Source organism: Pseudomonas baetica, assembly GCF_051216495.1.
GTDB classification, from domain to species: Bacteria; Pseudomonadota; Gammaproteobacteria; order Pseudomonadales; family Pseudomonadaceae; genus Aquipseudomonas; species Aquipseudomonas baetica_B.
Genome location: NZ_JBPKAM010000147.1, coordinates 1 through 10,856 on the forward strand (window position 1 = coordinate 1; position 10,856 = coordinate 10,856).

The following is a 10,856-nucleotide window of genomic DNA, read 5'->3' on the forward strand; positions in this document are numbered from 1 at the left end:
ACTCAGTGTGGGACGAACTTGTGTGGAGGAACTTCTAAGACGGAAAATGTCGTTGTTAGGTGGAGTTCCTCTTTTAGAACTGTCCTTTCTCCCACAAGGGTTCTGTGTAGTTCTTGAGATTGTGGCAATACCGAATTCGCAGCCCGGGCCCAACCCCCGATCTGCAATAACTTGAATAGCCGCCGCCGCTCCGGCAGGCTGGCACGATTAACGACCCTCAACCGGGAGAGACACACACAATGGCACTTATCAGCATGCGCCAGATGCTGGACCACGCAGCCGAATTCGGCTACGGCGTTCCAGCCTTCAACGTCAACAACCTTGAGCAGATGCGCGCCATCATGGAAGCCGCTGACAAGACTGACTCCCCGGTGATCGTCCAGGCTTCGGCCGGTGCTCGCAAATACGCCGGCGCGCCGTTCCTGCGTCACCTGATCCTGGCGGCCATCGAAGAATTCCCGCACATCCCGGTGTGCATGCACCAGGACCACGGCACCAGCCCTGACGTCTGCCAGCGTTCCATTCAACTGGGCTTCAGCTCGGTGATGATGGACGGTTCCCTGGGCGAAGACGGCAAGACCCCGACCGACTACGACTACAACGTCCGCGTTACCCAACAAACCGTGGCCATGGCTCACGCCTGCGGCGTATCGGTAGAAGGCGAGCTGGGCTGCCTGGGTTCCCTGGAAACCGGCATGGCCGGTGAAGAAGACGGTATCGGCGCCGAAGGCGTTCTGGACCACAGCCAAATGCTGACCGACCCGGAAGAAGCCGCTGACTTCGTCAAACGCACCCAGGTTGACGCGCTGGCCATCGCCATTGGCACCAGCCACGGCGCCTACAAGTTCACCAAGCCGCCTACCGGCGACGTACTGGCGATCGACCGCATCAAGGAAATCCACAAGCGCATTCCGAATACCCACCTGGTGATGCACGGTTCGTCTTCGGTTCCGCAAGAGTGGCTGGCGATCATCAACCAGTACGGCGGCGACATCAAAGAAACCTACGGCGTACCGGTTGAAGAGATCGTCGAAGGCATCAAGCACGGCGTGCGCAAGGTCAACATCGACACCGACCTGCGCCTGGCGTCCACCGGAGCAATGCGTCGCCTGATGGCCACCAACCCGAGCGAGTTCGACCCGCGCAAATTCTTCGGCGCCACCGTGACCGCCATGCGCGACGTGTGCATTGCGCGTTATGAAGCCTTCGGTACTGCCGGCAACGCTTCGAAGATCAAGCCGATCTCGCTGGAAGGGATGTATCAGCGTTATCTGAAGGGTGAGTTGAACGCTAAGGTCAACTAAGCCTCCAGCGTTTGAACCACACAAAAAACCCGCAGAAATGCGGGTTTTTTTATTGTGGGAGCGAGCCTGCTCGCGAAAGCGTCAGTTCAGCCAACATTAATATTGAATGACATCTTGCATTCGCGAGCAGGCTCGCTCCCACAGGGGTTCAACGCTCGATAATCACTTATCGTGATCAATATCCAACTTGCTGAACGTCACTTTCCCGCCCTCGCTGGTATAGCCAGTATTGTCCTGCACATACACCCCGGCCTTGAAGTACAGCGGTTTGTCGCGCCATGTCGCGCTGATCTGGGTGTCCCATTGGTAACCCGCGGCGCTGATGCCCAGTGCGCCGCCGGGGCTGAGGTGGATGAGGTAGGAGAATTCGCGGTCCAGTTTCACCCCGGTGGCGATGGTGATGACCCGACTTTCCGAGTCATCGGGGCGCATGCGGACTTTAGCGACGATGTTGCCGGTGTCCGTGTTGGTCTTGTACTGGTATTCGACCTTTACCATCGGTTTCTGGCTTTTATAGGCGTGGATCTGGCCAATGACGATCTTGCCTGAGCTGGGCACCTGGTTGACCGCGAGGGTGGCGCGCAGGGTGTTGTCGGCGTCGGGGTAGTACCAGTTTTTCAAGGTGCCGTTGCTGTAGGTTTCCCGCAGTTCGGTGCGTGGGTAGATGGCGTTTTCGGTTTTGGAACCGGTTACCGGGGCCCAGAAAAACAAAGTACCGGTGTCGGAATGGAAATATTGATCCTTGAAGCCATTGACCAGTTTGGAGGTTTCAACGGTGTACGGCGGGCTGCCGACAGGAACGCTGAGGTTCCAGGATGCGAGGTCGATCATGGGAAAGCTTCCAGGGTTTGCAGTACGGACGTACCAGAAGCTCTGGCGCGCGCTTTTTGAGGGCGCTCTTTATAAGCGTGGAAGGCTTTTTTGTTAATGCTGGCACGGCCAATTCGGTGACGTCAAAATCCTGTTAAAAGGCCATCTTTAACGGTTTTAGCGGCCTTCAGACGTTACCGTTAGTCGGCAAATGAACCCTTTGGTTAAATGGTGGCGTACTGACACCTACTGCTTTAGTAGAACCCGGACTAGAGTGATGGCACAGTATCTGTCCGGTTTTCACGAGAAACCGGCCTGACGTCACGAATAAAGAGAAGCAGCATGGAATGCGCGCACCCACCGCCAGATGAAGGCCGTTCAACGTTATTAATTGTCGACGATTACCCTGAGAACCTGATCAGCATGCGCGCGTTGTTGCAGCGCCAGGACTGGCAGGTCATGACCGCTGCCTCGGGTTTCGAAGCCCTCGGTCTGTTGCTTGAGCACGATGTCGACCTGGTGCTGCTGGATGTGCAGATGCCCGGCATGGATGGTTTTGAGGTGGCGCGCCTGATGCGCGGCAGCCAGCGGACCCGCCTGACGCCGATCATTTTCCTCACCGCCAACGAGCAATCCCAGGACGCCGTGATCAAGGGTTATGCCAGTGGCGCCGTGGATTACCTGTTCAAACCCTTTGACCCGCAGATTCTCAAGCCCAAGGTCCAGGCGTTGCTGGAGCACCAGCGCAATCGCCGGGCCTTGCAGCGCCTGAGTCATGATCTGGAGGTCGCCCGCGCCTTCAATGCGTCGGTGCTGGAGAACGCCGCCGAAGGCATTTTGGTGGTGGATGAGGGAGGGCTGATCCGCTTTGCCAATCCGGCGATGTCACGCTTGCTCAACGCCACCGTGCACGAGCTGCAGGGGCGGGCCTTCCTGGATTTCCTGCAAAAGCCTCATATCGCGAATTGGGCTGAGTCCGAGTTGCTGGCCGGCTACCGGCGCGGTGAAACCCTGCGTTTGCATGATGCTGTATTGCGGACAGCTCCCGGCCAGCAAGTGCCGGTGGCACTGTCCTGCGCGCCATTGCCCAAGGAGCAACAGGCGATGGTGGTGACCATGCTGGATATGTCGGTGGTGCGCCATCTGCATCAGCAGCTCGAATTCCAGGCCGTGACCGACCCGCTGACCGGGCTGCTCAATCGTCGGGGCTTTTATCAGACCGTAGAAAACCTGCTGCTGCGCGGTGAGCGCTCCGACAGCGCCTGGGTCCTGATGTACCTGGACCTCGACGGTTTCAAGCGGGTCAACGATTCCCTCGGCCACGATGCCGGCGACCGTGTGCTGCGCTGGGTGTCCGAGCAGTTGAAAGCTTGCCTGCGTCCTTTCGATATCCTGGCACGCATGGGCGGTGACGAATTCACTGCACTGCTGGACCTGGAGGTCCCCGAGCAAGCGGCCAAGATTGCGGAAAAACTGATCGAGCGTGTGTCGATCTGCCAGCAAATCGATGGCCTGGAAATCACGTTGGGTGCGAGCATCGGCATTGCCACCTTTCCGGATTGCGGGGCCAATCTCGACGGTTTGCTGCGGGCCTCCGACATCGCCATGTACGAAGCCAAGCGCGCCGGTCGCCAGCAGTATCGTTTTTACGATCACGAAATGAATGGCCGGGCCCGCTCGCGGTTGATGCTTGAAGAGAGCGTGCGGACCGCTATCGAGAACCGTGATTTCAACCTGGTGTATCAGCCGCAGGTGGCGATTGCCGGGGGACGGATTCGCGGGTTCGAGGCGTTGTTGCGCTGGCAGCATCCGAGTGTCGGCGACGTGCCGCCGGGGCTGTTCTTGCCGTTGCTGGAAGAGGCCCGGCTGATCAGTCGCCTGGGCAGCTGGATTTACCAGCACGGTGCCGGGCAACGCAAGGCCTGGGAAACGTTGTTTGCCGAGGATTTGGTGCTGGGCGTCAGTCTGAGCAGTACGCAATTTTCCATGCCCAATCTGGTCACCGAGTTACGCCAGGTGCTGGAGCGTCATGGCTTGCAGCCCCGGCAACTGGAAGTGGAAGTGACGGAAGACGCTTTGACCCACAATCCGGAAGAAACCCGCAAACAGCTGCGTTTGCTGCGCCATCTCGGGGTGAGGGTGGCGCTGGATGATTTTGGTTCAGGGCCGTGTTCGCTGGCTCATTTGCGCGACCTGGAGCTGGACACCCTCAAACTCGACCGTCATTTGGTCGCCCGACTGCCGGAGTCATCGCGGGACGCTTCTCTGGTGCGCAATGTGATCGAGCTGTGCAAGCAGTACGGGATGCTGGTGATCGCCGAAGGAGTGGAAACCGTGGCGCAGTACCAGTGGTTGCAAGCCAACGGCTGCGAGTATGTACAGGGATTTCTGGTGGCGCGGCCGATGATGGCCGAAGACACCGGTCACTTCGTGCAGCCCTTCGACTGGAGCGCGCTGACCCGCTGAATTCGCTACACTGGCGATCTTTTCGTCATGTGTGTTGCTTGTTGCGATGACCGCATTGAAATACCTCCAGGCTTATCCAGCTTCGTTGCAGGACCAAGTGCGCCAGCTGATCACCGACGGTCGGCTGGGGGATTACTTGAGCCAGCGTTACCCGCAAAAGCACGAGGTGCAGAGCGACAAGGCGTTGTATGCCTATGCGCTGGATCTCAAGCAGGAATACCTGCGTAACGCCCCGGCCATCGACAAGGTGCTGTTCGACAACCGCCTGGACCTGACCCACCGCGCCCTCGGCCTGCACACCACGATCTCGCGGGTGCAGGGCGGCAAACTCAAGGCCAAGAAGGAGATCCGCGTTGCGTCGCTGTTCAAGGAAGCGCCCGCCGAGTTTCTGAAAATGATCGTGGTGCATGAGTTGGCGCATTTCAAGGAATCGGATCACAACAAGGCGTTCTACAAATTGTGCGAACACATGCTGCCGGGGTATCACCAGGTGGAGTTCGATGTGCGGGTGTACCTGACCTGGCGGGATCTGTAGGAGCTGCCGCAGGCTGCGATCTTTTTAGGGAGCGTTAGATGGACGTAAGCAAGACCAAGAGCAGCTTCTATCGCCGACTGTACGTGGCGTACCTGATCGACAGCGGGCTGGCCAGCAGCGTTCCGGCCTTGACCGACGTCACCGGCATGCCGCGACGCACCGCCCAGGACACCATCGCCGCGCTGGCGGATCTGGATATCGTTTGTGAGTTCGAGCAGGAAGAAGGCGCGCGAAATCATGCCGGGCGCTACCGGATTCGTGACTGGGGGGCGATAGACCGGGGGTGGATCGAGCGTAATCTTCGGCAGATCAAGGCGGTGCTGGAATACCCCTGAGCTCCTGTGTTGATTGATTTGACGCCATCGCTGGCAAGCCAGCTCCCACAGGATCACGTATACCTTGTGGGAGCTGGCTTGCCAGCGATGGGGGCCTCAGGAACGACGCATCCCTATGTGTGGAATGCCGTCCTCAACAAACTCCTCACCCGCCACTTCAAACCCGTACCGCCCGTAATACCCCTGCAAATGCGCCTGGGCCGAGAGATAGATGGGCATGTCGGGCCAGCGTTTTTCAACCTGCTTCAAGGCTTGGGCCATCAGCTCATGCCCCAGCCCGGTACCTCGCGCCTGAGGCGCAATGATCACTCGGCCGATCACCACGTCGCCGCCCTGTAATTCGGGATCGAGCAAGCGCAGGTACGCCACCAGCCTATCCCCGTCCCAGGCCATCAAATGGCAGGTATCACCCTCCAGATCCTGGCCGTCGATGTCCTGATAGACGCACTTCTGCTCGACGACGAACACTTCCGAGCGCAGCTGCAAGATGGCGTACAGCTGTTCCTTGCCCAGATCGCTGTGGTGTTTGCAGACCCATTCGATTGTCATGTGCTGATTCCTTGAAAACGTCCTGGTGATGGTAAGCGCCTGAACGATGGTTGTCTTTATGGCGGAGAAATCTGTGATAAAGACCAAAATGCCATCATTCATTTCTCGCACCCTTGTCTTCTTTGTGTAATCTGGAATCCAGCGATGTGCAGTGGCTTCAATGAGCTAACGTTTAGTGCCTGGGCGTGCCGGTAAGGGGCTTGGAGTTTTGGCTGAAAAACGCGACGGGCATCCCGCCCGCTAAGGATTTTCTAGCATGCCGCGATTGCATCGAGCCGTTGCTTTGATTGGATTGCTGTTGCTGTTTCAAAACGCGGCAGCGGAAAAACTTCGTCTGGTGGCCGATGCCTGGCCGCCCTTTACCGATGCCACGCTGGTCAATGGCGGGCTGGCCACGGACATAGTCAGTACGGCGCTTGCGCGGGCCGGCTATGCCAGTGACTTCGAGCAGGTGCCTTGGGCGCGGGCCCTGTTGGGTGTGGGCGAGGGGCGTTACGATGTGCTGGTCAATGCCTGGTACACCGATGAGCGCACCAAGCTCGGCCAGTTTTCCGGGGAGTATCTGGTCAACCGCGTGCGCTTTATCAAGCGCAAGGACGCGCCAATCGAATTCAACAACCTGCAGCAATTGCATACCTATCCGGTGGCGGTGGTGCGCGGTTACGCCTATTCGCCGGCATTCGATGACGATGCATCACTGCAGAAGGTGCCGGTACACAACTTCGCCATGGCCGTGCGCATGGTTGCTGCCGACAGGGTCAAGCTGACGCTGGAGGACGAGTACGTCGCCCGCTATTACCTGGCTCGTGAGTCCACCAAAGTGCGCAATGCCGTTGAGTTCCTGCCCAAGCCGCTGAGCGAGAACAGCCTGCATATCCTGGTCAGCCTGAAGAACCCCGGGCATGAACAGATCGTCGCCGGATTCGACCGGGAGATTGCCAGGATGAAGGCGGATGGGAGTTATGCAAGGCTGCTGAAGCAGCATGGGATGTAAGTTGAAAGCAGCTTCAAGCTACAAGCTTCAAGCAGCAAGTTGATTGTTGTGCGGTTCGGTGAAAGTGGTGTCTGAACTGGCACCATCGCTGGCAAGCCAGCTCCCACAGGTTATGCGCGATCCCTGTGGGAGCTGGCTTGCCAGCGATGGGGGCGGGTCAGGCGCTACACATCCTCGCTCGTATCCTTGATCAAATGTGCCGCCAGCGTCCGCAATGGCCCAAGCTGCCGACAGATCAACGCCAGTTGTGTCTGCACCAACCGCTGGCCCTCATCGATCTCATCGGGCATCAGCTCAAGTTCATTGGCCAGCGCCTCTTCCTCATCACTTTGAATGGCAATCGCCGATTTGCTCGCCAGCCCCTGGGCGATTTCGTCGATGCTGACGGCCAGTTTCGCGCCGGCGCCATCGATCAGATGCTCACGTACATCCGGTGGCAGCTCGATTTCCCGGTGCGCACCCAGGCCTGACAAATAGCTGAGCAAGGTGTGCGACAACACCAGAAAGCGGAAGCCAACGTCGGCTTCCTTACGAAAATGCCCTGGCTCCATCAGCATATTGGCCAGGGTAGTCGACAGCGCAGCGTCGGCGTTGTGCGCGTTGCGGCGGGCCAGGCGATAGGCCAGGTCGTCGCTTTTGCCGGCGGCGTATTGCTGCATGATCTGACGCAGGTAAATGCTGTTGCAGGTCAGGGTGTTGGCCAGCACTTTGTTCAGGCGTCGGCCCTGCCAGTCCGGCAGGAACAGGAACACCGCCAGCCCCGCGATCAAACTGCCGAGCAGGGTATCGAACAGCCGTGGCACAAACAGCCCGTAGCCGTCGCCGACCTGGTTGAAGCAGAACAGCACCATCAAGGTGATCGCCGCCGTCGCCAGGGTGTAGCGGGTGGTGCGGTTGGTAAAGAACACCACCCCGGCGGCAATCGCGAAGCACGACTGGATCAGCGGGTTGGGGAACAGGTCGAACAGCGCCCAGGCCAGGGTCAGGCCAATGGCGGTGCCGATGATCCGCTGACCGAGCTTGCGTCGGGTGGCGCCGTAGTTCGGCTGGCAGACAAACAGCGTCGTCAGGATGATCCAGTAGCCCTGGGACGGGTGGATCAAATGCACCATTGCGTAGCCGATGCTCAAGGCCAGGGGCAAGCGCAGGGCATGGCGGAACAGCAGCGAGGTTGGCGTCAGCTGCGTGCGCAGCCGCGCCCAGACATCCTTGAGGTTGCGTGGCGAGCGGTCGAGCAGGCTGCTGTCGGTGGCGTCAGCCAGGGCATCGGGGTTGCTGGCGTCGCTGAGCAAGCGATCGAGGGTGCCAAGGTTCGCCGCCAACGCCCGCAACGAGCGCAGCAACCCGCGCCAGGCCGGATTGCTCTGGATGCGCAGGTGTTCGAGGGAAGCATCCAGATCGCTCAGGGCTTCGGCGAAGCTGGCGTCATAGGTGAAGGGCTGACGCATCTGGATCGATTCGGCCAGCGCCCGACAGGCCTTGCCTTGCTGGCGCAACAGGCGCTGACAGCGGAACAGTACATCACTGTGGAAAAACGCCTCGGCGAGCGCGTTGTACGGGTAGTGCGAGGAGCTGGCGCGTTCGTGGATGTCCTGGGCGAGGAAGTACAGCTTCAGGTAGCGGCTGACTTTCGAGCCCGGGCGGCCATTGCCGACTCGGTGCAGGATGATTTCCTTGGCGGCGTTCAGTGCGGCGACCACACGACCGTTCTGCCGGGCGAGTTCAAGTCGCCGGGCTTCCACGTCCATCTGCCGGACCGGTTCGAACAGCGACGATTTCAGCTTCAGGTAAAAACCCAGCTCCCGGAACAACCGCGCCAGGCTTTGCTGCACCGGTTGATTGGAAAACAGCGCTTGCCACAGCACAGAGAGCAGCCCGTACCAGGCCGCGCCGGCTACCAGCAGCACCGGTTCGTGCCAGAAATCGGTGACCGCGCCGCCGCGCTGGTCCACGCCGATCATGGTGTACACCGACAGGATCAGCGTCGCCGAGGCAATCGCGCCATAGCGCTCGCCCAAGGCGCCGAGCATCGTCAGGCAGAAGCTGGCGAGGGCGAACGCGATGATGAAGATGATGGGGTAGGGGAACAGCAGTTCGACCGACAGCGCGGCGACCATGAAACACACCAGGGTCACGGCCAGTGCATTGAGACGGCCTTGCCAGCTGTCGTCGGTTTCGGCCAGGGCGCTGGCGATAATGCCCAGGAACAACGGGATCAGCAGCCCCATTTCATCCTGATACCAACACAGCGCCATGGTGCCGGTCAGGGCGATGAACACCCGCACGCTGTAGCTGAATTTATCCAGCGCCCAAAGGCGCCGCAGAGACTGACGAAACGAGGTCGATGACATGAAGTGCGAAGGCCTTCCGAGGCGATGCCGCTAAATTGAGCCACTAATGACGCCGACGCAATGGCGGCGATCACATCAGGCAGCAAAATCTGTTCCTTTACCGAACATCCCCATGGCAACTGTGGGAGCTGGCTTGCCAGCGATGAGGCCGGTACATCCAACCTCTTTGTTGACTGTCAGGCCGCCATCGCTGGCGAGCCAGCTCCCACAGGGATTGCATTTCACATTAGAGAAATGAGGTATTAGACGTATTGGGCGGCCGCGTAACCCGAAGCCCACGCCCACTGGAAGTTGAAACCACCCAGATGCCCGGTCACGTCCAGCACTTCGCCAATGAAGTACAAGCCCGGGCTTTTCAGCGACTCCATGGTCTTGGACGACACTTCGTTGGTGTCGACGCCACCGAGCGTCACCTCGGCGGTGCGGTAGCCTTCGGTACCGGCCGGCACGACTTTCCAGCTCGCCAGTTTTTCGGCGATTTCGGCGATTTCGGCGTGGGTGTACTGCTTCATGGGTTTGGACGCGAACCAGTTGTCCGCCAGCAGATTGGCCATCTTCTTGGTGAAAATTTCACCGAGCAGGGTTTTCAGCTCACTGTTGGGGCGTTCGGCCTGCTGCTGTTGCAGCCAGCTTGGCACGTCGTGGTCCGGCATCAGGTTGATTTCGACGGTGTCGCCGGATTCCCAGAACGAAGAAATCTGCAAAATCGCCGGGCCACTGAGGCCGCGGTGGGTGAACAGGATGTTCTCGCGGAAACTCTGATCGTTGCAGCTCACCAGGCAATCCACTGACGTGCCGGACAGCTCGGTACAGAGCGCCTTCAGTTGATCAGTGATGGTGAACGGCACCAGTCCGGCGCGGGTAGGCAGCAACTGGTGGCCGAATTGCTTGGCCACTTGATAGCCGAAACCGGTAGCGCCCAAGGTCGGGATCGACAGGCCGCCGGTGGCGATCACCAGGGATTCGCAGGTGACCTGGCCCAGGGTGGTGTCCAGCAAATAGCCCTTTTCAAGCTTCTCGATGGTCTGGATCGAGGTGTCCAGGTGCAGGCTGACGTCGACCTGATCGCACTCATTGAGCAGCATTTCGAGGATGTCGCTGGATTTGTTATCGCAGAACAATTGGCCGAGTTTTTTTTCGTGGTAGGGCACGCCGTGCTTGGCCACCATGCCGATGAAATCCCACTGGGTGTAGCGGGCCAGGGCGGATTTGCAGAAATGCGCATTCTGCGAGAGAAAATTGCCCGGCTCTGTGTACATGTTGGTGAAGTTGCAGCGGCCACCGCCCGACATCAGGATTTTCTTGCCGGCCTTGTTGGCATGGTCGAGCAACAGCACCTTGCGCCCACGCCCAGCGGCAGTCAGTGCACACATCAACCCTGCGGCGCCAGCGCCAATGATCACGACTTCGGTAGAGCGCAAAACGGTGTCCTCTTGATGACTCACCACAAAACAAACTGTGGGAGCGAGCCTGCTCGCGAAAGCGGTGTGTCAGTTAACCATGGGCCAACCG

9 protein-coding genes are annotated in these 10,856 nt (G+C 59.3%); 5 read left to right on the forward strand and 4 right to left on the reverse strand.

What is annotated here, in order from left to right:
* Window positions 1–239 precede the first annotated feature (239 nt).
* A complete protein-coding gene (fba, locus tag ACSFE6_RS29095) occupies window positions 240–1,304 on the forward strand; it encodes a class II fructose-bisphosphate aldolase (RefSeq protein ID WP_007975467.1) in 1,065 nt (354 codons plus the stop codon).
* 162 nt (window positions 1,305–1,466) lie between these two features.
* Here the strand turns inward: fba and ACSFE6_RS29100 are convergent, their stop codons facing one another.
* A complete protein-coding gene (locus ACSFE6_RS29100; RefSeq protein ID WP_435430835.1) occupies window positions 1,467–2,135 on the reverse strand; it encodes a polysaccharide lyase family 7 protein in 669 nt (222 codons plus the stop codon).
* Between the two features lie 321 nt (window positions 2,136–2,456).
* Here ACSFE6_RS29100 and ACSFE6_RS29105 point away from each other — a divergent pair, with 321 nt between their 5' ends.
* The 3 genes from ACSFE6_RS29105 to ACSFE6_RS29115 are packed head-to-tail and all read left to right on the forward strand — an operon-like array spanning window position 2,457 to window position 5,450.
* On the forward strand, window positions 2,457–4,580 hold the full coding sequence (locus tag ACSFE6_RS29105; protein WP_435430836.1) for a putative bifunctional diguanylate cyclase/phosphodiesterase: 2,124 nt from the start codon (window positions 2,457–2,459) through the stop codon (window positions 4,578–4,580).
* A 46-nt stretch (window positions 4,581–4,626) separates the two neighbouring features.
* Entirely contained in the window at window positions 4,627–5,115 is a 489-nt protein-coding gene (locus tag ACSFE6_RS29110; RefSeq protein WP_435430837.1) for a M48 metallopeptidase family protein, read from the forward strand.
* A gap of 38 nt (window positions 5,116–5,153) precedes the next feature.
* Window positions 5,154–5,450 carry a winged helix-turn-helix domain-containing protein gene (locus ACSFE6_RS29115; RefSeq protein WP_427581334.1) on the forward strand — a complete coding sequence of 99 codons (297 nt, stop codon included), beginning with the start codon at window positions 5,154–5,156 and terminating at the stop codon, window positions 5,448–5,450.
* A gap of 96 nt (window positions 5,451–5,546) precedes the next feature.
* Here the strand turns inward: ACSFE6_RS29115 and ACSFE6_RS29120 are convergent, their stop codons facing one another.
* On the reverse strand, window positions 5,547–5,999 hold the full coding sequence (locus ACSFE6_RS29120) for a GNAT family N-acetyltransferase (protein WP_435430838.1): 453 nt from the start codon (window positions 5,997–5,999) through the stop codon (window positions 5,547–5,549).
* Between the two features lie 256 nt (window positions 6,000–6,255).
* Here ACSFE6_RS29120 and ACSFE6_RS29125 point away from each other — a divergent pair, with 256 nt between their 5' ends.
* Window positions 6,256–6,993: a substrate-binding periplasmic protein gene (locus tag ACSFE6_RS29125; protein ID WP_435430839.1), complete on the forward strand. Its 738-nt coding sequence runs from the start codon at window positions 6,256–6,258 to the stop codon at window positions 6,991–6,993.
* Window positions 6,994–7,157: 164 nt separating this feature from the next.
* Here ACSFE6_RS29125 and yccS read toward each other — a convergent pair whose 3' ends face one another.
* Entirely contained in the window at window positions 7,158–9,344 is a 2,187-nt protein-coding gene (gene yccS, locus ACSFE6_RS29130; RefSeq protein ID WP_435430840.1) for a YccS family putative transporter, read from the reverse strand.
* Between the two features lie 242 nt (window positions 9,345–9,586).
* Entirely contained in the window at window positions 9,587–10,765 is a 1,179-nt protein-coding gene (locus tag ACSFE6_RS29135) for an NAD(P)/FAD-dependent oxidoreductase (RefSeq protein WP_435430841.1), read from the reverse strand.
* Between the last annotated feature and the right edge of the window lie 91 nt (window positions 10,766–10,856).

Excerpts from the sequence above, each read along its gene's own strand:
- fba (WP_007975467.1), top strand. The coding sequence starts at position 240 with ATGGCACTTATCAGCATGCGCCAGATGCTGGACCACGCAGCCGAATTC.
- ACSFE6_RS29100 (WP_435430835.1), bottom strand. The coding sequence starts at position 2,135 with ATGATCGACCTCGCATCCTGGAACCTCAGCGTTCCTGTCGGCAGCCCG.
- ACSFE6_RS29110 (WP_435430837.1), top strand. The coding sequence starts at position 4,627 with ATGACCGCATTGAAATACCTCCAGGCTTATCCAGCTTCGTTGCAGGAC.
- yccS (WP_435430840.1), bottom strand. The coding sequence starts at position 9,344 with ATGTCATCGACCTCGTTTCGTCAGTCTCTGCGGCGCCTTTGGGCGCTG.
- ACSFE6_RS29105 (WP_435430836.1), top strand. The coding sequence starts at position 2,457 with ATGGAATGCGCGCACCCACCGCCAGATGAAGGCCGTTCAACGTTATTA.
- ACSFE6_RS29125 (WP_435430839.1), top strand. The coding sequence starts at position 6,256 with ATGCCGCGATTGCATCGAGCCGTTGCTTTGATTGGATTGCTGTTGCTG.
- ACSFE6_RS29120 (WP_435430838.1), bottom strand. The coding sequence starts at position 5,999 with ATGACAATCGAATGGGTCTGCAAACACCACAGCGATCTGGGCAAGGAA.
- ACSFE6_RS29115 (WP_427581334.1), top strand. The coding sequence starts at position 5,154 with ATGGACGTAAGCAAGACCAAGAGCAGCTTCTATCGCCGACTGTACGTG.